Genomic DNA, 18,555 nt, shown 5'->3' on the forward strand with positions numbered 1-18,555 from the left:
ACTCTGCAGTCGAGTTTCAATTATTTATTTAATACATAACCTAGGGCTTGGATTTTTCCGTCTGGGGTGTTTTCGAGGTAAACACCTTGTAATTCAGGGGAGAATCCGGGTAATAAGTTGATGCCTTCTTCAAGGGCTAAGAAATAACGTTGTACCGCGCCGCCCCATATTTCACCTGGGACCACACATAACACCCCAGGTGGGTAAGGCAATGCACCTTCCGCGGCAATGCGTCCCTCAATTTGTGACAGTGGCACTAACTCCACTTTGCCACGGATAAACTCGAGGTTGGCTTCCTGTGGATCCATCACTTTTGTTGGGAAATGCGCCTGGCGGAACATTTCTTTTTGCAGTTGTTTTACGTCATGGCTGACATAAAGATTGTGCATTTCTTGGCAGAGTTGACGAATGGTATAGTCTTTATAACGTGCTTTATTGGCGTTATAGACGTTAGGTAATACTTCAGATAATGGCGCATCTTCATCGACTAATTTTTCGAAGCGAGATATTTGCGACACTAAGTGTTGCATCTTTGCCATATCTTCCGCAGGCGTCATCAGGAATAAAATCGAATTTAAGTCGCACTTCTCGGGAATAATATTATTTTCACGTAAGAAGTTAGCCAGAATAGTTGCAGGAATACCAAACTCAGTATATTTACCGGTTTCGGCATCGATACCTGGCGTGGTTAATAGGAACTTACAAGGGTCTACGAAATATTGGCCTTTTTCGTAACCGTCGAAGGAGTGCCATTTTTGTCCGGGTTCAAACTCGAAGAAACGTAAATCATCGGCCATTTGTTCGGTTGGATAATCCTGCCATGGGCGTCCCTCGATCATGCTTGGGATAAATGGCTTGATATATTTACATTTTTTGAGCAGTAACTTGCGAGCTTCAATACCGGCTTTAACCGCCTCACGCCACAGATAACGGCCACTGGCGCCTTCGTGCATTTTAGCGTTCACATCCAATGCGGCAAACAGCGGATAGAAGGGGCTGGTAGAGGCATGCATCATAAAGGCGTTGTTGAAGCGTTTATGGTTGCAGTATCTGGCTTGGCCTTTGATATGTGAGTCTTTTTTGTGAATTTGCGAGGTTTGTGAGAAGCCAGCCTGCTGTTTGTGCACTGACTGAGTCACGATAATACCGGGATCTTCAGGCGTCAGTTCGAGCAGCAGAGGCGAGCAGTCATTCATCATAGGAATAAATTGCTCATAGCCAACCCAAGCCGAGTCAAACAGGATGTAATCACATAGATGTCCAATACGATCAACTACTTGGCGAGCGTTGTAGATAGTGCCATCGTAGGTGCCCAGCTGGATAATGGCTAAACGGAATGGACGTTGTTCATCGGCACGCTCAGGTGCAACGGCGCGGATCTGCTCCCTTAAATAAGACTCTTGGAAGCAGTGGGCGTCGATACCGCCAATAAAGCCGAAGGGGTTACGGGCGGTTTCTAAATAAATCGGTGTCGCACCGGCTTGAATTAACGCGCCATGGTGGTTGGATTTATGGTTGTTACGGTCGAATAATACCAAGTCACCCTTCGCCAGCAGTGCGTTGGTCGCCACTTTATTTGAAGAAGAAGTTCCGTTGAGCACAAAGTAGGTTTTATCGGCGTTAAAAACTTTAGCCGCGTATTTTTGTGCATCCAGTGGCGCGCCTTCATGGATTAACAGATCGCCGAGTTTAACGTCGGCATTACACATATCTGAGCGGAAAATGGTTTCGCCAAAGAAATCGAAAAATTGGCGACCCACAGGATGTTTACGGAAGAATTGACCACCCTGATGGCCTGGGCAGGCGAAGGTGGAGTTGCCCATTTCCACGTATTTTTTCAGTGTGCCAAAGAACGGTGGTAATAGGGCTTGCTCATATTTTTGGACGGCGGTTTCGACCTGTTTGCCATAGAAATCGGTATTGCTACCGCAGAGTTCAAATACCCCGGTAATAGAAGAGCAAATATCATCTGGGAAGGTTTCTTCACAACAAACTGATACGAAAATAGGCAGTTTCAATCCGGTATTTTTAATTTTTTCAACAATACCATTTCTAACATCATCAACAGAGACTACAGCCGCACCCACATCGCAAAAATCTGTGGTTAATACATTGACGACTTCTCTGTCTATTTCAAAACATGATCTAACAGATAAGCTGGCGGCAACTTTTAATGATTTCATCGTTAATTTCCCTTTTACTTTAAAAAGTTTTGGATACAACTTGGCCTATACCTAATTAAAAAATATTAATGGCATTAAATTAGATATGGCTATTCCGTGTGCAGATATGATGAGGCTATAAATCGTCCTAGAATAAAATAGATAGATTTATTCCGAGAGAATTATTTGGCCGCAGCTTGGCTGCACTGACTAAAGAATGCTTTGATTTAGATTCGAGATAATAAACCTGCAAAAACAGTACGATAAGTGTATGCGCTTACAAGGGCAATACCACTTTAGACCTGTTAATTGGCCTACTACCTACGCGAGGATTAGCGAAGGAAGATGTATGAATGGTCGAAATAGTCACGTTGGCTTGGCATCATGATATGTCTGGTGCGCCGGATGTGAGCCATGATTTTTGATTTCCTCTTCATATACAACTCCATTATGAGATTAGAGAAAATGATTGATACGTTTTATTACGGTATGGAGTTTATCTGTGTGTTATCAATAAAAATATGATCAGTGTCGTATTTTTAATTAGCTGTAATTATTTATTTCAATATTTTTACCAAATTAAATACAGTCAATCATCCTTAAGTATCATTATCTAAATAACGAAAGTAAATATTGTCAAATAAATAATGAATTTAAAAAATGCATAAATTAATAAATGATAAATATCTAATTGCTCGCAAACCACAGTATTAATTTGCTTGGTGATTTATAAGGTACGCTATATTTGAATAAAAATGCAGATAAAGTCTTTACAAAATCACCTTGGTGCTTAAATATGACAAAAATCCGCCACTTTTTCTCAATTTTGAGCATTTAGGGAAGAAACTTGGCGTTTTGAGGCAGGTTTGCCACTTAAGACTGGCGTAAATTAGCCCTAATCTAAAGGAGATAATGATGATGCATTTACATAAGTGGATAGTCGGAATTGGGTTATTAACAGCGGCATTCAGCTCGGCGCAGGCCATGACCTTATCGAGTAAAGATATTGGCGAAGGTCAGCAATTATCGAATCAATTTGTTTTTAATGGTTTTGGCTGTAATGGCGAGAATCTTTCTCCCGAACTCACTTGGCGTGATGCGCCAAAAGGCACAAAAGCCTATGCGGTGACAGCTTATGATCCCGATGCGCCAACAGGCAGTGGTTGGTGGCATTGGGCCGTCTACAATATTGGCGGCGAGCAACAACAGTTAGCCCAAGGTGCGGGCTCTAAAGCCAACGCCTTACCTCAAGGGGCGATTGCGCTAAAGAATGACTTTGGCACCACCGACTTTGGTGGCGCTTGTCCGCCGCAGGGGCATGGCATGCACAGGTATATCTTTACTGTGTGGGCGTTACCTTCGCCATTAGAGTTACCTAAAGAGGCATCTCCCGCGCTGTTAGGCTTTATGCTCAATGCGCAGGCCTTAGGTAGTGCTAAGCTGACCGCTGTGTATCAGCGTTAATCGTGCAGGGCTGATGCATGATCCGCATGTTTGAATACGACTCTAAACTGGCGCAGTCACTTTCGCGGGTGCCAGTGCATCAGCCCTCGATTATCCGTGTGATCCAAGGCGAGAAGTCGCTGCTCTGGCAAGATGATGCCCTCGCCGTGAATGCTGAGCAGCTATTATTGTTACCCGCCGGAAGCCATATCAGCTTCGTTAATCGACCGATGAGCGGGCGCTATCGAGCGGTGCAACTCCTCTTACCCTATGAGTTACCCTCGGGCGTTATGCTAGCGGCGACAGATAGAGTAATACCCAAACCCACGCAAACGATTTCACGCTCGGTCGATTTTGCTTGGAATGCGTTACTGCACAGCCTGACCTTAGCTCTACCCACATCGGTGCAGATGCATTATTTAGCCGCCTTGCTGCTCAGTCTGCCGCAGCAAGCGAGTGTCAATTGGCTTTACAGTCATAAGCCTGCAAATGTGAGCCAAGCGGTGCTGGGCTTGCTGGGACAACATCCTTCAGCCCCATGGCAGCAAAAGGACATCGCCGACAAGTTGCATATGAGCACTGCCAGTTTAAGACGTAAATTGGCACAGGAAGACACCAGCTTTAGGCAATTGCTCGCCGAAGTGCGTTTATGTCAAGGCTTAACGCTGCTACAAAACTCTACGGATTCCGTGCTGCAAATTGCCTTGGCCTGCGGTTATTTGTCGGCAGAAAAATTCTCGGCGCGCTTTAAACAGGCCTTTGGCCTGACACCCGCCGCGTATCGCCGTACACTGTGAGCAGCGTTAATCGTCATTACAAGGAGTCGACATGGCAGAGGAACAATTCACTGAGACTGGTTTTTGGAACAAAATCAAAATGTTTGGTCGCCAAGCAGGGCGTGAAGTGGTTGAGCGTGCCCTGTGGCTTTACTATGCGGCGCAAAAGCCCAATACGCCTAAGTGGGCCAAGTCGGTGATTTTTGGGGCCTTGGCTTACTTTATCTCACCTTTAGATGCGATCCCGGATTTGACCCCTTTGGTGGGTTTTACCGATGACTTGGGCGCCTTAGCGGCGGCGCTCACTATGGTTATGCTCTATATTGATGATGAGGTGAAATCCCAAGCGGCGGATAAGTTGGCGCTGTGGTTTGGTGATGAGCCTAAGTCTTAGTCGCGAAAATAGCGGCATCTTTTAGGCTAAAAATATGATTTTATTAGCGGTTAATGAATAGGCTTTACCCTAGTTTTTTAAGGGTAAAAATATTTTTTGTGAAACGTTTCACTATTGGTTAATTGCGCTATATGCTAGCGCTGTTTTGTGAACCCATTGTGTGTGTTTAGGCAAATAAATGAAAAATATTATGGCGGTGATCCTGTGGTTTTTAGGAGTCTCTGCCGCCACCCCCGTGTTCGCCGATAAGGCCTCGCCAGAACAACTCGCCCGCCTGTACCTCGATTTTATGGCTCAGACCAGTCGCCAGAGTGAAGCCCTGTGGCCAGGATTTCGTCTCGACGATAAAGTGCATCTCTTTAGCTACGCAGGCAACGTTTGGTTGCGCCAACCCGGCGGTGAAATTATTCAAGACAACAGCGTGTTAGAGTCGGTTAACTTGCACTCTGGGCTGTCGATTAACTTTGGTTTTCCCCAATATCAAGGGCAAGCGGGTGTGCTTATCCAGCTCGAGTCGCCGACGATTCAATTCGAAAGCTCGACTAAAACCGCCGATTTACCTTTTGTGATTTGGGCCGGCAACAGTGTGCACGAGGCGTTTCATTTTTATGCCCAATCCGAGTGGCGGGTGTTAGAGGATGCGCGTCGATATGAAGGCGAGGTTTATCCACTCAACCTCGATGCCCGTTATTACCGCTTACAACTGTTTAATGCCTTAATGGCGGCCTTAAAACAACCCGATCAGCAGGCGCAGTATTTAGGCTATGCCGCTTACTGGTTACAAGTGTGGCGGCAAACGGCGCCTAACGAAGATAAAGTCAGTTATGTAAATGACTTAGTCGAAGGCAGCGCGAGATATGTCGAGTTAATCGCGGGTGCGCGCTTCTTAAGTCAAAACCAGTCCTACCTCGGCTATCAGCAAATCCTGTTGCAGTACGTGCAGGATTATTATCAACAGCAGCAAATGCTCGGTGGCTGGACGGCCGAGGCCGAGAATATCGGCGCGCTGGCTGGCATATTGCTCGATAGCACTCAAGATGCCTATGTGTGGAAAGAGTCAGTGATGTCGGGCATGTTGCCCGTGGATTTACTGCTGAGTCGCATCAAGCCGATTGCTCCGCCCGTTGCCCAGAATATGGCGCAGAAGAAAAGGCTGCAGGACATGCTGGCCTACTATCCGGCAACGGAGCAAAAACTGACCCAGTTACTTAAGGATGTGCAGGACCCGAAAGTGCCGTTATTGGTGATGCCAAGTGTGAGCGATAGCAGCAGTTTTATCGATGTGGGTGAGGTGCGCTCTGGGTTTTATGTGGTGCCCTATCAAGAAGAAATGACCCAAGCCTATTTAGGTATGAGTTCACAATTCAGTAACTTAAATGTGAGTGGCAGTCCGTTGCTGGATGTGCCCTTACAGAATTATTGTGAGGGCATTGAAGCCGCAACTCTGTTACCTTTGGGGTTCACCTTTCAGCGCGAAGGTCAGTATTTGGTGTTCAATGAGCCGGAAATCCATGGCACCATCCGGGTTTCTGCAAGTGTTGTTGAGGGAAGAACCCTCTACTGTGCGATGAATTAATATGAGAAAAAATCAGCTCGAATTTACCTACATGCGCGGCATCGCGATTATTTTTATCGTGCTTGGCCACAGTATTTATAACTCTGGGGAAGGGTTTCCGTTACTGCTAGAAAATTTACTCAGGGGTGGCACGGCGTTGTTCGTGTTTATCTCTGGTTATTTTTTCCATCGGATTTTTTATAAGGATTTCGATTACGGCAAGTTTATGAAGAATAAGGTACAAAACGTACTTTATCCCTTCTTATTCGTTTCTGTTATTGGCTTATTCTGCTTAAGTTTACGTTGGGTTTTCCTAGAGCATCAACCGCTTGAACAGGTGTTGCTCAGTATTTTTTATACCGTGCGTAACGGCTACATCCTGTATCCGCACTGGTATATCCCGTTTATCATGGCGGTGTTTTTATTCTCGCCAGTGTTTTTGTGGTTTATCCGCTGCTCACAGCAGATGCGTTGGACCCTATTCGTGCTGAGTTGTGTGGTGGCAATTCTGCTCCACAGACCCATAGGTAACGTCAACTTTATCCACTCAGTGGTGTATTTTATGCCTTTCTATTTGATTGGTATTTTATATTCCCAAGATGAACATATTGTGACGCGCTACGGTTCTATTTTCAGTGCGTTAGCGGTGATCTTCCTGATTGTGAGTCTCGTCGAGCAAAGCTACATAGTGCAGCACATTGGTAACTACCATAAGGCGCCGTTTGAATATAACGGCATCGACTGGCAGTTTATCCAAAAGCTGAGTCTGTGTGTGTTAGTGCTTAACTTCTGTGATTGGTTGTCCAAACGCAGTCGTATCCCTTGGCTAGTCGAAACCGCCGAGATGAGCTTTGCGATTTTCTTCATCCATCCGTTATTTGACATGTTGTTTAATACGGTCGCCACAGTGTTACGTTATCGCTTACCGCCGGGGTCTTGGGTCACCAGTATTCTGTTCTCGGCAGGGATTTTTATCTTCCTGATGGTGGGCAGTGTTATCACGGCACGCTTTATCAAAAAACGCTTAGGTAACCGTTCACGTCTGTATATAGGTTGGTAACGCCAAGCGAGCTAACACAGGGGAATTAAGTTTAAATTTATTCCCCTGTGTTAGCGTGTTTTTCATCGAATTTTCCATGGAAAACATAATGAAAACTATCACCCTACCACGCCTTGGAATCGTCGGCCTTATGATGGCGACGCCGGTATTTGCCAATGCGGCTACCGAACCTGCACTTGCCATGGAGCAAGAGACTTTCTTCAATCAATTAGCATCCCATTGCGGTAAAGCATTTGCGGGCAAAGTGGTGTCAACGGACAGCGCCGATGCGGCTTTTCATGATAAAGCGCTGGTGATGCATGTGCGCGAATGCAGTGATACTGAGCTAAAAATTCCGTTCCATGTAGGTGATGACCACTCCCGTACTTGGGTGATCACAAAAACGGCTCAAGGCTTAAGGTTAAAGCATGATCACCGCCATCAAGACGGGACGGAAGATAAAGTGACTATGTATGGCGGCGATACGGCGAGTGTCGGCAGCAGCCAAAAGCAGTCATTCCCTATCGATCAGGCATCGATTGATAACTTTATGCAAAACGGCCTGACCCAGTCAGTCACCAATGTGTGGCATATGGAGGTTACGCCAAGTACTTTCAGCTACCTGCTGACCCGCGAGAATCGTCATTTCCAAGTAGATTTTGACTTGAGCCAACCGCAGCCGTTGCCGCCAGCCCCTTGGGGACATAAGTAATCGCTATCGGGGATAAAAGAAAACCTCCTAATCCTGTGGAATAGGAGGTTTTTTAATGGGGACGACATGACTAAAGCTTAGTTGCCTCTGGGCTCGAAGGAGAAGGATTGTCCCGCCAGCGCCGCTTCAAACATTAATCCACCCTTGGCAACGGTAAATACCGCCATACCATTGATATAGGCGGCAGTTGCCGATTGATTACCACCCGCTTGGCCTGCGCCTGCCGAGTTGCCTGTGGTGCCCGCTTTAGCATTTGCGCCCATGTTAATCGCAACAGCCGAGGCCTGTGCATCGAACTCGAAACTGCCACTGGTGAACTCGTTGTAGGATTTGGCATCCTTAAAGAAGATGATTTCGCTATAGGCTTGTCCGCCTAGCTGAAAACCAATGGAGAGCTGGGTCAGGCTAGAGTCTCCCATATATTGACCTGCTTGAAAGACGCGACCTTTACCGTAGGCGGCGCCAATACCAATTCCGCCTTTACCGACAGTGGGGAAAAGCGCATAACCATAGGCGGTATCAAAGAATTTGCGCGTTTCCTTTGCTTGGTGAAAATTATTTAAAGCCTCGGTGTAGCTATCGTCGGCCTGAGCTGCGGGTGCCATAAAGCTGGCAATCAGACAGGTTGATGCGACGATAAGGGATAAAAATGATTTCATGGCGTTCCTCCTTAATGCTTAGGTTCCATCAGACTACCCTTTGTTTTAACAAATGACAGCCTAAAGCTGAGTTCATGTCAGCTGGGGTTCAGTTTTTACAGGGTGACAGTGTGCCAGTTTTGAGTGCTTTAGGGTGAATTAGTTCTTCGAGCGAGAGGGCGTATTGGTGATTTTTTCTGAGCCTTGGTTCGATTCCTGCTGCAGTTGTTGAATAAATTCAAATTCTTCAGGGGTGAGTATCTCTCCCGCCTGAGGCTCCGCCTTTGGCTGAGGGGCAGACATATGTCCCTTGAGATAGGCGGTGCGGGTGATTTGCTTTAGGCCGTATGCCGCCAGTAGGTAAAAGCTTAGCAGCAGGCTTAAGCGTGGCAGTGCATGGGATAGGGTCGAGAGTGAATCCCCAAGATAAAAGGGAAGCACCACCACAAATACCCTTAACAGCCAGTTAAATAGCATGGCCAAGGTCAGGCCGAACAACCAGCGAAAACGGATCAGCTTTAAGGTTTGCTGCGGCGCCTCGTTACGCTGTTGTTGGCGCAGCTTATGTCGTTGGAACAATCGCCAGAGTGCAAAAAAATAGATCGCCGTTTGGATAAACAGCAACAGAGGCAAGGCCAGACTCCAGTGACTGAGGTCGATATCTTGGCGATGTTTAAAAAATTCTGCCTGAAACCAAAGGGCATTTTTGTGCAAGTTTAGCCGTACAACCATATCCAGTATGGCGAGAAACAGTGTGATCAATGCTGGCCAATAATGCCGTGAGAATCCCACTGGCTCAGTGCTTTGCTCTAGGCTGCGTTTGCAGTAGAGGTAGAGCAGCGGCATGAGTAAAAAATAAATCGGGGTGATCAGGTTAAATAACACATGGATTGGGATGGGGGTGTTATCGCGGTTGAGCATGCCCGTCAGGAAATACAGGCCAACAAGGCTTAAGAAACCCGCGAGCAGTCTTTGATTATTGTTTGAGTGGTAGAAGTAGCGAATATAAATAGCTAACGCGAGGCAATGTAAGCCACCAAATAGGGATAACCACCAATAGGCTTGAGCAAAAAACGTATTAAACTCGTTCATTTTTGACACCTCGACGCCCTGTTATAACAGGGAAATTCGAGGCGCAAAAGTGTTACTAAAGGTTTTTCTGTGAAATTGCGATGCGTTGATGGCGATTAGACGCCGCCTCTGGCACAGATGCGGGAACCGGTTGACGCTCTGCCAGTAAGTGTTTGATTGCGCGAATGGGATGCGGTAACAGCATTCGTGGGCCGGCGAAAATCATAATCTCTTTGACCTGCGCCTTTTGTGCTGGTTTATAGCAGTGCACAGGGCATTTATTGCAGGTGGGTTTATCTTGTCCGTAGGGGCAGCGATCGAGGCGAACGGCGGCATATTCTAGCAGCGCTAAACATTCTTCACACAGGCCGGATGCCGTTTGGCCTTGGTGCTTAGCTTTGCAATAGATTTTCGCCATCGCGCTAATGGTTTCATGCTCGTAGCGCAGTTTACCTGTAAGTAGTGCCGCTGAGTCCATGGGAATACCTTAGTCTGTTACTCGGATAATCCCATCATAAGCAGCGGCGCGGGCTTGTTCAAAACTGAAGTGTCAATTTATGAAGATGCGCACAAAATGAGACTTTAAATATGCATCACCTTATCGGCGGCCAGCGTCCAGCGGGTGAGATCCTGCAGAGTGCCTATTTGTGCGCCTTCGAGCAGCATTTCGGGGTTAACGCCCCGCGCTTGGGCGCAGGTTTTACAGAGTAAAATAGGGACTTGCTGAGCGCTTAGGATTTCAAACATCTGTTGTAGGTTGTAACTGAGGTCTGGAGTCGTTTGATGCTTAAGGGCGCCAAACACCGCATCTGACATTAAAAAGATTTTTAAATCAACTTGTTGCTCTGTTTGATCCTTCAGCGCCAAAGCGATACGTAGGCTATTGAAGAGTTTTTCTGTGCCATAGGGGCTGGCGTGAGCAACGATCAGAATGTTTTGCATTAGGCTTTCCTTAATTTTGCAAATGGTCATAAACCCTAACAGTCTAGCCGAATTGCGCCTATCGATTTGCGTGCAAGATCGGATAAAACGGCATAAATACTTGATTTACACAGACACTATGGACTTTAATAGCGGTTAATCTCTGCTCAACTTTTGGACAGAATCCCTTGCCAGCTTCAGGCCCTTGAGTCGTCCTGGCAAGCCAACTGCAATTGCTTCTGATGGGAAGCAGCCATTAAAGGTGAAGAAGAATGAAGGTCGTTGTCGTTTTTATACTGATCGCTATCGGAGTGTTTTTATTTCGTCGTGCCCAGCGCTTGGCGAAGGAAGAGCAAGAGGCAATGATGGCGAAGAAATCAACCGAAAAGACAAGGGATACAAGCGCTTCGCCCGATGAGGCTGAACCTACGCCTGACCTTGCTCCTTCTGCGACGAACGAGTCAGCCTCCGCTGCTGCGGCCAAAGCGCCCGAGGTTGAATTAATGCCAAGGGACGTTGAGCCAGCGAGCCGCGTTGAGCTGAGCGAAGATATCATTGACGTTGAGATCCCCGCTACAACCCATGACGAGAATGTGATTATCCTTGCCGATACCCATTCTGCGGATGCCGATAAAGACTCTGCAATCCCTAAGGATGACGTTTTGGTCATTAAGGCGAGTGAGGCTAAAGAAGAGTCGGTAGTCGTCGATGCGCCCGTTAAGGCTAAAGAAAGCGTCGAGAGTTCACCAGAGGTGGCAAGCCCTCCTTTGGCGAAAGACGAGTCGCTTGCAGCACTTGGTTCATGGGCGAATGTGACTCTAGAGCGCGCGGTAGAAGAATACCAAAGTGCAGAGACTGCCTTGGCTCGCTATAACGCCTTACAAAACGTCATTGCAGAGTGCTACAAGCAGCGTAAATCGACCGAATATTTAGCCTATGGCGCAGCGCTACATGGGCTGTATCTTGCGTTATTCCACAGTGCGAATGCCGAAAAGCCTAAGGAGCTTGAGCTTAAAACCCCAGGTTTTATGCAGCTCGCGACCCTGTTAAACGATACCCAAGACTTTGATAAAGCGATTGCACTCTGCCAAGAGGCGATCAAACTCGGTTTAACCGATGGCACAGTGACGGGATTTGAAGGACGAATTAGCCGTATCGAGAAGGCGCAGGCGAAAGCGACGACGGCCTAAGGTTGCTCTGACCGCGAGAATAGAACTCAGGCTTTGGTGCTCAAACGCTATTAACTATGCACTTGAGATACCCTTAGCCGAAAAGCGGTTATTTAACCGGGTAAAGCCGTGTAGAATCCTGATACTTACCGCGCAAAAGGCGAACTAAGGTTCGCTTTTTTTATGGGCTATTTTTATGAAGTATGTTGCGAGCTGTTTTAACCGAATCGGCAAAATGAAATTATCCTTGGCCATCTTATTTGTCAGCCTCAGCCTTGGGTTGAGTGGCTGCACTAAAACCCCCGAATGGACGCTATTTTATTATCCTGCGGCGACCTCACTGCCAACGACGCCATTACAAACCGATGATATCAATGGTTATTACGACACTCTCGAGCAGTGCCAGCGCAAAGCCCAAGGATTACAACGCTTAACCGGATCGGGTGTGAGTGGCTTCGAGGCTAGCGGCGCCGGCGTATATCAATGCGGTCAACAGTGTGAGCTTAACGACAAGTCCGTGCTCGTGTGTAAGCAGCTCGTTCAATAGGGAAGGCATTGATGAAGTTTAAACAGGATTTTTTTACCCAGTTACCTGAGTTTTACGCTCAAGTTTATCCACAGGGGATAAGCAATCCTCATTGGCTGGCGTGGAGTGAAGATGCCGCCAAGTTAATCGACTTACAGCAGCCGACAGATGCCTTATTGTTGGGGTTATCGGGTAACGCGGCCGTTGAGGGCGCAAGTTATTATGCGCAGGTGTACAGTGGCCATCAGTTTGGTGGCTATACGCCCAGATTAGGCGATGGTCGCTCGATTATTTTGGGTGAGGCATTAGGCCCCCAAGGTGCATGGGATGTGGCACTCAAAGGCGGCGGGCCGACACCCTATTCTCGCCATGGCGATGGTAGAGCCGTAATGCGCTCAGCGGTGCGGGAGTTTCTTGTCTCCGAAGCGCTGCATCATTTAGGTGTGCCGACGACCCGAGCCTTGGCGGTGATCGGCTCAAATATGCCCGTCTGGCGTGAGAGCCAAGAAACCGCAGCCATTACCGTACGTTTGGCACGTAGCCATATCCGTTTCGGTCATTTCGAATTTTTCTGCCATAGCGAGCGTGGCCAAGCCGATAAGCTCACGCAGTTACTCAACTTTACCTTGAAGCAGCATTATCCGCATTTGAGCTGCGATCTGGCGGGTTATAAAGCGTGGTTTTTGCAGGTAGTACAAGATACCGCGAAGCTCATCGCCCATTGGCAGGCTATCGGCTTTGCCCACGGGGTAATGAATACCGACAATATGTCGATTCTGGGGGACAGTTTCGATTTTGGCCCGTTTGCCTTCCTCGATACCTTCCAAGAAGACTTTATTTGCAATCATTCCGATCCAGAAGGGCGTTACGCCTTTGGTCAGCAGCCCGGTATTGGCCTGTGGAACCTGCAACGTTTAGCGCAGGCGTTGACACCAGTGATCCCGTCCGATGATTTAATTGCTGCCTTGAATCAATATCAGCATGCGCTAGTGCAGCATTATTTGATGCTGATGCGCGCTAAGTTAGGACTGGCTGAGCGAGCGGATTCGACAGCTGAACAGGATCAGCAGGACTTAGAACTGATTGGCCGCTTTACCGTGCTGATGGAGAAAAATCAGCTGGATTACAGCAATACGTGGCGCCGCTTCGGTCAGCTTGACCCGAGTAGTGAGAACTCTTCGCTACGGGATGATTTTATCGACCTTAATGAATTTGATGCTTGGTATCAGGCATATCAGGCGCGGTTGGGTAAAGTTACCGATGTTGAGGCTTGGCAGCAGGCGCGTAATAGCGTTAATCCCAAATACATCCTACGCAATTATTTGGCTCAGGAGGCCATTATTGCCGTGGAGGAGGGCAATCTGGCGCCGCTAGAGCGTCTGCACCAAGTATTGCGCCAGCCGTTTGCCGAACAAGTTGAGCATGAAGATCTGGCCAAGCGTCCACCCGATTGGGGACAAGGGCTGATTATGTCGTGCAGCAGTTGATGGAAGTAAAGATGAAATTAGAAGCCATTCAGTTAGATAGAGCCGCGTTAAGCTTAAGTGTGAGCGGCGATATCGATTTTGACCATTTCGAGGCCTTTGCCGAGCCATTAGCCCACGCCTTAGATTGCCAAGTGCGCGAGCGCCAATGGGGCGCGGATCGCCATCAATGGCTATTGGAGTTTGAGGGCACTTCGCTTTGGCTCAATTATGAGTTTTACGGCAATATCTGTTGGCTGAGTGTGGAACGTGAGGCCGATTTTGAGGTATTGGAATACCTTGCCACACTGTTAAAGTCCTATGTATGAGAGAGTCGCAATGAGCCAAGATAAGTTAGTTTCATCTCAGGGGGCCGTCGATGATACGCATTCGGGCGCAGCCTTCGACTTTCAAGCCTTAACACCGGATTTGATTTTAGATGCGATCGAGAGCCTTGGGATATACCCAGAGACAGGCCTACTCGCGCTGAATAGTTACGAAAACCGCGTGTATCAATTTCGCAGCGATGAAGGGCAACGCTATGTGGTGAAGTTTTATCGTCCCGATCGTTGGACCGATGCGCAGATCCAAGAAGAACACGACTATGCCATCGCGCTTGCCGAGCAGGAAATCCCGATGGCGGTGCCCACTGCCGTGCAAGGGCAGACCTTGCATCATTTCCACGGCTTTCGGTTTGCACTGTTTCCCTCCATCGGCGGTCGCCCCTTCGAAGTGGATAACTTAGAGCAGTTGGAATTTGTTGGGCGTTTTATCGGTCGTATACACCAGTACGGTGCCCAGTCGACATTTAAAGCCCGTGAGCCGCTGAATCCGCAGATTTTAGGCGATGAACCTTTAGCTTGGTTAAAGCAGTCAGATCTTGTACCAAACACACTACGTCCCGCGTTTTTTACCGTGGTGGAGCAAGTGCTGGCGAAGGTGAATCAGCGTTGGGCGCAGCAAGCTTTTACGCCCATTCGTCTGCATGGGGATTTACACCCGGGGAATATTCTTTGGACGCCCGATGGGCCGGGATTTGTGGATTTAGACGATGCCCGTATGGGACCTGCTATTCAAGATTTATGGATGATGCTGACGGGCGATAGAGCGCAGCAGCAACTGCAACTCGAGGTATTACTCGAGGCTTATGAAGAGTTTTGTGAGTTCGATACTCGGCAGTTGGCGCTGATTGAACCCTTACGCGCATTACGGATGGTGCACTATAACGCTTGGATTGGCAGGCGTTGGCAAGATCCTGCTTTTCCTATGCATTTCCCCTGGTTTGGGGATGAAAGGTATTGGGAGCAGCAGATCTTAGCCTTTAAGGAGCAACTCGCGGCACTCGATGAACCGCCGCTGAGCCTGATCCCCTACTAAATGTGTGAACAGGGTGGAATTACGCACCTCTTAGCCCAAACCGATTGAACTCTCGGCTTGAGTTACACTCAAAAAATGAAATATGTTAGGCTCCAGCTAGTTTTGAAAATTGATTTAAGGAAAATTCATGAAAAAAGCATTACTTATGGTGGCAGCGCTGTTATTGGCTCCATTAACTGTATCGGCAGTTGAATACAAAGAAGGCGTACACTACACAGTGATTAACGACGGCCCAGCGACAGCTAAGCCAGAAATCACCGAGTTTTTCTCTTTCTATTGCCCACATTGCTACAACTTCTCTAAAACTGTGGTGCCTAAAATTTTGGCTGAGAAGCCAGAAGGTGTGGCATTCAATCAAGCCCACGTAGACTTTATCGGTAAGGAAATGGGCGTAGAAATGTCACGCGCCTTTGCGGTAGCGCACCAACTGAATGTGGACGATAAAATGGATGCGGCTCTCTTTTCTGCCATCCATGAGAAGAAACAACACTTCACTAACCGTGATGACGTGCGTGCCCTGTTCGTGGCTAACGGTGTTGACGGTAAGGCCTTCGATTCGGCCGCTGACTCCTTTATGGTGAAAGCGCAAATGGCGAAGATGAAGCGTGATACTGAAAATGCGAAGATTTCAGGTGTGCCTGCATTAGTGGTGAATGGCAAGTACCGCGTCGAAACGGGTGCGATCAAGTCTTACGATGAACTGTTAGATATCGCTTACTATTTAGCCAAGAAACAGTAATGATCACCAGATTGCCGTTGTTTTATCATCATTTTGTAATCTAACTGATTGATACTGCGAGCATAAAATTAAAGGAGCCTAGCGCTCCTTTTTTATTGGGTGTGATTGCCTAGTCTGCAGAGCGCAATTGGGTCGTGTTGTGCTTGGCCGAAATTTGGCAAAAAAAAACCGTACTTCCGATGATGGAGAGTACGGACTTGAGTCATATGACTCATTTTTACCCTGAGTAACGCAGATGATTCTAAGCGTGCGTCAAAATAATGTCAATAGTCAAAATTTTGACTATTGAGTTAACTTGTCGTGGAGCTTTTCATTATCTAGGAAAATCAAATGACTAACGGTTTTGAAATGTAAATCTTGAAAATATTACTTAAAGGATGAAACTCAATTGGTAATCTTTCTGTCAAATAGCAGTAGTCAATAACAACAAGAAAGCATGTAGGGGGTTGTATGAGAGTTTTCCCTGTATACGCACCGAAGCTGATTGCAAAGCATGCGCGTATTTTTCTCACTGGCGTGATATGGGTTAAAGACTTAGGTCGATTAGAATTTGAAAAGGGGCGTTTTTTATTGCCAAGAAAAAGCCTGCCAAAAGTGAAGCAGGCTATCTTAGAGCTGAACGAACTGATTGAATCGCAGAATCATCAAACTAAAACAGCTTAGATTTCACTGTTGAGCAGGCCAACAAGTCCGGTGACTTTGTCGTTCCAAGAAGCGAGTTCTTGTTGCAGTTGTTGGTTTTGCTCAGATAATTGTTGATTTTGCTCACTCAAGGTCGACGTCTTTTGCTTCTCTTCCTCTAGCTCCATTTTTAGAAGCTCGATAGTTTCGAGTGTAGCCTGGATCTTGGTTTCCAGTTTGGACAGTAATTCAAGGCTCATCTGGAGAGTCCTATAGTTTCTGGATGGGACTGTGATTCTAGCAGTGCCAATAGCATAAGGAATAGCAGTCTTTGTCGTTTGGTTAAAAAATGCCCGATAACCGCGTACGAATTTAAGTTTTTTTGCATTTGTTACTAACTCGTTAGTATTCTTGGGTTTATTTATTATCGGAAAGGCCCATGTCGCCGAATCTGCTTGCGATACTTCCCCTGTTATTAACCCTAGTGCTAGCCCTTTGGCTGCGGCGTACCTTAGTGGCACTGGGTGTCGGTATCCTCTCGGGCGCCTTAATCATTGCCCACTTCGATATAGTGCAAAGTTTGGGCTATCTCTTGGAGATAGGCGCTAAGCAGTTTTACAGCCAAGGCGCTTGGCAGTGGTGGCATTTAAACGTGTTGATGGCCATGTTGCTGCTGGGCAGCATGACGCAGCTCCTCGCCAGAAGCGGTGCGGTAGAGCAATTTGGTGATTGGCTATATCGACGTATTCGTACGGGACGACAGGCGCGTATTGGTGTGGTGCTGTTGGGCTGGCTAGTCTTTATCGATGGTATTTTTAGTTGCCTCGCCGTGGGGCATGTGTGCCAACCTCTGAGCCAGCGTTATGGCATCCGGCAGACGCAGTTGGCCTATTTAGTTGACTCTAATGCATCGCCGCTCTGTTCACTCTTACCTTTTTCTAGCTGGGGTCCCTATGTGATGGCGCTCTTGGCGGGACTCAGCTTTCTACCCGTTTCTGCCCTTGAGGCCTTTATCGACGTCGCCTTATTCAATTTTTATGCGATAACCACCTTAGGCTTGTCGCTGATTGTGGCTTGGTTTGGGATGGGGTTTCGCCCCATCGAGAATGAAGTATTGGCGGCAGATCCCGTTGAGCCAAGTTTAACTCCCTCCCAAGGCAATCCTTGGCTGCTTGCGATCCCCATGCTGACCTTATTGTGCGCTTCTGTCGGTTTAACTCTCTGGTCTGGTGCGCAGCAGGTGCCGTCATGGGATGTTTCGGCCTGGTTAGCTAAAGCCGATATTGGCGCAGCGATGCGCGATGCCTGTCTGTTATCGACCTTAGTCACGCTAGTGTTGTTGATGTTGTCGGGCCGAAGCATAGGGAAACTGCTGGCGGACTTAGTGCATGGCGTGCGGATGATCGCCTTTGCCATCGCGATTTTACTCTGTACTTGGATGATAGGCGCAGTGATCCAAGATCTGGGCGTGGCGAGCTTGTTAGCGGCTTGGGCTAAATTGTACTTATCCCCGAGCCTGCTGGTGGCGGGGATGTTTCTACTCTGCGCTATCATGGCCTTTGCCACAGGCTCAAGCTGGGGTACCTTTGCGATTATGATCCCCATCGGTGGGGAAATTGCCCATAACATGGATGTCAGCTTGCTGTTACCTGTATTGAGTGCGGTGATGGCGGGCTCGGTGTTTGGCGATCATTGCTCGCCAATTTCCGATACTAGCGTGCTGAGTGCGACGAGTTCAGGCTGTTTACCCCATGACCATGTGGTGACTCAACTGCCCTTTGCGTTAATCGGAGCTGGTGCGGCATTAGTGGGATTTCAGTTAGTTAACTTATCGGTTGCGACCCTATTTGTGTGGTTTGGGGTCATAGGCACTGCGCTAGGGTTATTGGTCTTAATGACACGCTTTTATCCACCTTGGCTGAGCGCTCGTTCGCAGACAAACTGAGCCT

General features: G+C 47.6%; 21 protein-coding genes. 14 read left to right on the forward strand and 7 right to left on the reverse strand.

Annotated elements, in window-relative coordinates; genetic code table 11:
* Positions 1-20 precede the first annotated feature (20 nt).
* Both speF and speFL read right to left on the reverse strand, forming a co-directional pair.
* The gene (gene speF, locus CF168_RS01495) at positions 21-2,183 is read right to left on the reverse strand and encodes an ornithine decarboxylase SpeF (RefSeq protein ID WP_011624390.1); all 2,163 of its coding nucleotides are present in this window, start codon (positions 2,181-2,183) and stop codon (positions 21-23) included.
* Between the two features lie 311 nt (positions 2,184-2,494).
* Entirely contained in the window at positions 2,495-2,611 is a 117-nt protein-coding gene (gene speFL / locus CF168_RS22715) for a leader peptide SpeFL (RefSeq protein WP_374897525.1), read from the reverse strand.
* Positions 2,612-3,077: 466 nt separating this feature from the next.
* Here speFL and CF168_RS01505 point away from each other — a divergent pair, with 466 nt between their 5' ends.
* The 6 genes from CF168_RS01505 to CF168_RS01530 all read left to right on the forward strand — a co-directional run bounded on the left by CF168_RS01505 (position 3,078) and on the right by CF168_RS01530 (position 8,081).
* The gene (locus tag CF168_RS01505) at positions 3,078-3,626 is read left to right on the forward strand and encodes a YbhB/YbcL family Raf kinase inhibitor-like protein (protein ID WP_089066732.1); all 549 of its coding nucleotides are present in this window, start codon (positions 3,078-3,080) and stop codon (positions 3,624-3,626) included.
* A gap of 17 nt (positions 3,627-3,643) precedes the next feature.
* Positions 3,644-4,402: a helix-turn-helix transcriptional regulator gene (locus CF168_RS01510; RefSeq protein WP_089066733.1), complete on the forward strand. Its 759-nt coding sequence runs from the start codon at positions 3,644-3,646 to the stop codon at positions 4,400-4,402.
* 31 nt (positions 4,403-4,433) lie between these two features.
* Positions 4,434-4,775, forward strand: coding sequence for a YkvA family protein (locus CF168_RS01515; protein WP_089066734.1), 342 nt, complete (start codon positions 4,434-4,436; stop codon positions 4,773-4,775).
* A 178-nt stretch (positions 4,776-4,953) separates the two neighbouring features.
* Positions 4,954-6,351: a hypothetical protein gene (locus CF168_RS01520; protein ID WP_089066735.1), complete on the forward strand. Its 1,398-nt coding sequence runs from the start codon at positions 4,954-4,956 to the stop codon at positions 6,349-6,351.
* A gap of 1 nt (position 6,352) precedes the next feature.
* Entirely contained in the window at positions 6,353-7,390 is a 1,038-nt protein-coding gene (locus CF168_RS01525) for an acyltransferase family protein (protein ID WP_089066736.1), read from the forward strand.
* Positions 7,391-7,478: 88 nt separating this feature from the next.
* Positions 7,479-8,081, forward strand: a complete 603-nt coding sequence (locus tag CF168_RS01530) for a hypothetical protein (protein WP_089066737.1) — start codon at positions 7,479-7,481, stop codon at positions 8,079-8,081.
* Between the two features lie 77 nt (positions 8,082-8,158).
* On the opposite strand, the gene CF168_RS01535 is transcribed toward CF168_RS01530, so the two are convergent.
* From CF168_RS01535 to CF168_RS01550, 4 genes are all read right to left on the reverse strand, one after another.
* Positions 8,159-8,740, reverse strand: coding sequence for a lipid-binding SYLF domain-containing protein (locus CF168_RS01535; protein ID WP_011624854.1), 582 nt, complete (start codon positions 8,738-8,740; stop codon positions 8,159-8,161).
* A 138-nt stretch (positions 8,741-8,878) separates the two neighbouring features.
* The gene (locus tag CF168_RS01540) at positions 8,879-9,811 is read right to left on the reverse strand and encodes a hypothetical protein (protein WP_089066738.1); all 933 of its coding nucleotides are present in this window, start codon (positions 9,809-9,811) and stop codon (positions 8,879-8,881) included.
* A gap of 55 nt (positions 9,812-9,866) precedes the next feature.
* Entirely contained in the window at positions 9,867-10,268 is a 402-nt protein-coding gene (locus tag CF168_RS01545) for a nitrous oxide-stimulated promoter family protein (RefSeq protein ID WP_011718580.1), read from the reverse strand.
* A gap of 104 nt (positions 10,269-10,372) precedes the next feature.
* Positions 10,373-10,732 carry a DsrE/DsrF/TusD sulfur relay family protein gene (locus tag CF168_RS01550; RefSeq protein ID WP_011624373.1) on the reverse strand — a complete coding sequence of 120 codons (360 nt, stop codon included), beginning with the start codon at positions 10,730-10,732 and terminating at the stop codon, positions 10,373-10,375.
* A gap of 251 nt (positions 10,733-10,983) precedes the next feature.
* Here CF168_RS01550 and CF168_RS01555 point away from each other — a divergent pair, with 251 nt between their 5' ends.
* From CF168_RS01555 to CF168_RS01585, 7 genes are all read left to right on the forward strand, one after another.
* Positions 10,984-11,901 carry a hypothetical protein gene (locus CF168_RS01555; RefSeq protein ID WP_089066739.1) on the forward strand — a complete coding sequence of 306 codons (918 nt, stop codon included), beginning with the start codon at positions 10,984-10,986 and terminating at the stop codon, positions 11,899-11,901.
* Between the two features lie 214 nt (positions 11,902-12,115).
* The gene (locus tag CF168_RS01560; RefSeq protein WP_041413181.1) at positions 12,116-12,427 is read left to right on the forward strand and encodes a hypothetical protein; all 312 of its coding nucleotides are present in this window, start codon (positions 12,116-12,118) and stop codon (positions 12,425-12,427) included.
* An 11-nt stretch (positions 12,428-12,438) separates the two neighbouring features.
* Positions 12,439-13,893 carry a protein adenylyltransferase SelO gene (locus CF168_RS01565; protein ID WP_089066740.1) on the forward strand — a complete coding sequence of 485 codons (1,455 nt, stop codon included), beginning with the start codon at positions 12,439-12,441 and terminating at the stop codon, positions 13,891-13,893.
* 11 nt (positions 13,894-13,904) lie between these two features.
* Positions 13,905-14,198 carry a DUF3630 family protein gene (locus CF168_RS01570; protein WP_083757946.1) on the forward strand — a complete coding sequence of 98 codons (294 nt, stop codon included), beginning with the start codon at positions 13,905-13,907 and terminating at the stop codon, positions 14,196-14,198.
* Positions 14,199-14,208: 10 nt separating this feature from the next.
* Positions 14,209-15,246 (forward strand): serine/threonine protein kinase, encoded by a 1,038-nt coding sequence (locus tag CF168_RS01575; RefSeq protein WP_089066741.1) that lies wholly within the window; start codon positions 14,209-14,211, stop codon positions 15,244-15,246.
* A 127-nt stretch (positions 15,247-15,373) separates the two neighbouring features.
* Positions 15,374-15,985 carry a thiol:disulfide interchange protein DsbA/DsbL gene (locus CF168_RS01580; protein ID WP_011718574.1) on the forward strand — a complete coding sequence of 204 codons (612 nt, stop codon included), beginning with the start codon at positions 15,374-15,376 and terminating at the stop codon, positions 15,983-15,985.
* Between the two features lie 450 nt (positions 15,986-16,435).
* Positions 16,436-16,648 carry a DUF1107 domain-containing protein gene (locus CF168_RS01585; protein WP_011624366.1) on the forward strand — a complete coding sequence of 71 codons (213 nt, stop codon included), beginning with the start codon at positions 16,436-16,438 and terminating at the stop codon, positions 16,646-16,648.
* On the opposite strand, the gene CF168_RS01590 is transcribed toward CF168_RS01585, so the two are convergent.
* Entirely contained in the window at positions 16,645-16,866 is a 222-nt protein-coding gene (locus tag CF168_RS01590; protein ID WP_089066742.1) for a cell division protein ZapB, read from the reverse strand. The two genes, CF168_RS01585 and CF168_RS01590, sit on opposite strands and share 4 nt — an antisense overlap.
* A gap of 179 nt (positions 16,867-17,045) precedes the next feature.
* Between CF168_RS01590 and CF168_RS01595 the strand changes: the two genes are divergently transcribed.
* Positions 17,046-18,551: a Na+/H+ antiporter NhaC family protein gene (locus CF168_RS01595; RefSeq protein WP_089066743.1), complete on the forward strand. Its 1,506-nt coding sequence runs from the start codon at positions 17,046-17,048 to the stop codon at positions 18,549-18,551.
* Positions 18,552-18,555: the final 4 nt, after the last annotated feature.

Source organism: Shewanella bicestrii (genome assembly GCF_002216875.1).
Lineage (GTDB): Bacteria > Pseudomonadota > Gammaproteobacteria > Enterobacterales > Shewanellaceae > Shewanella > Shewanella seohaensis.

Excerpts from the sequence above, each read along its gene's own strand:
- CF168_RS01540 (WP_089066738.1), bottom strand. The coding sequence starts at position 9,811 with ATGAACGAGTTTAATACGTTTTTTGCTCAAGCCTATTGGTGGTTATCC.
- CF168_RS01510 (WP_089066733.1), top strand. The coding sequence starts at position 3,644 with ATGATCCGCATGTTTGAATACGACTCTAAACTGGCGCAGTCACTTTCG.
- CF168_RS01585 (WP_011624366.1), top strand. The coding sequence starts at position 16,436 with ATGAGAGTTTTCCCTGTATACGCACCGAAGCTGATTGCAAAGCATGCG.
- CF168_RS01590 (WP_089066742.1), bottom strand. The coding sequence starts at position 16,866 with ATGAGCCTTGAATTACTGTCCAAACTGGAAACCAAGATCCAGGCTACA.
- speFL (WP_374897525.1), bottom strand. The coding sequence starts at position 2,611 with ATGGAGTTGTATATGAAGAGGAAATCAAAAATCATGGCTCACATCCGG.
- CF168_RS01505 (WP_089066732.1), top strand. The coding sequence starts at position 3,078 with ATGATGCATTTACATAAGTGGATAGTCGGAATTGGGTTATTAACAGCG.
- CF168_RS01595 (WP_089066743.1), top strand. The coding sequence starts at position 17,046 with ATGTCGCCGAATCTGCTTGCGATACTTCCCCTGTTATTAACCCTAGTG.
- speF (WP_011624390.1), bottom strand. The coding sequence starts at position 2,183 with ATGAAATCATTAAAAGTTGCCGCCAGCTTATCTGTTAGATCATGTTTT.
- CF168_RS01550 (WP_011624373.1), bottom strand. The coding sequence starts at position 10,732 with ATGCAAAACATTCTGATCGTTGCTCACGCCAGCCCCTATGGCACAGAA.
- CF168_RS01515 (WP_089066734.1), top strand. The coding sequence starts at position 4,434 with ATGGCAGAGGAACAATTCACTGAGACTGGTTTTTGGAACAAAATCAAA.
- CF168_RS01560 (WP_041413181.1), top strand. The coding sequence starts at position 12,116 with ATGAAATTATCCTTGGCCATCTTATTTGTCAGCCTCAGCCTTGGGTTG.
- CF168_RS01565 (WP_089066740.1), top strand. The coding sequence starts at position 12,439 with ATGAAGTTTAAACAGGATTTTTTTACCCAGTTACCTGAGTTTTACGCT.
- CF168_RS01535 (WP_011624854.1), bottom strand. The coding sequence starts at position 8,740 with ATGAAATCATTTTTATCCCTTATCGTCGCATCAACCTGTCTGATTGCC.
- CF168_RS01570 (WP_083757946.1), top strand. The coding sequence starts at position 13,905 with ATGAAATTAGAAGCCATTCAGTTAGATAGAGCCGCGTTAAGCTTAAGT.
- CF168_RS01575 (WP_089066741.1), top strand. The coding sequence starts at position 14,209 with ATGAGCCAAGATAAGTTAGTTTCATCTCAGGGGGCCGTCGATGATACG.
- CF168_RS01555 (WP_089066739.1), top strand. The coding sequence starts at position 10,984 with ATGAAGGTCGTTGTCGTTTTTATACTGATCGCTATCGGAGTGTTTTTA.
- CF168_RS01580 (WP_011718574.1), top strand. The coding sequence starts at position 15,374 with ATGAAAAAAGCATTACTTATGGTGGCAGCGCTGTTATTGGCTCCATTA.
- CF168_RS01525 (WP_089066736.1), top strand. The coding sequence starts at position 6,353 with ATGAGAAAAAATCAGCTCGAATTTACCTACATGCGCGGCATCGCGATT.
- CF168_RS01530 (WP_089066737.1), top strand. The coding sequence starts at position 7,479 with ATGAAAACTATCACCCTACCACGCCTTGGAATCGTCGGCCTTATGATG.
- CF168_RS01520 (WP_089066735.1), top strand. The coding sequence starts at position 4,954 with ATGAAAAATATTATGGCGGTGATCCTGTGGTTTTTAGGAGTCTCTGCC.
- CF168_RS01545 (WP_011718580.1), bottom strand. The coding sequence starts at position 10,268 with ATGGACTCAGCGGCACTACTTACAGGTAAACTGCGCTACGAGCATGAA.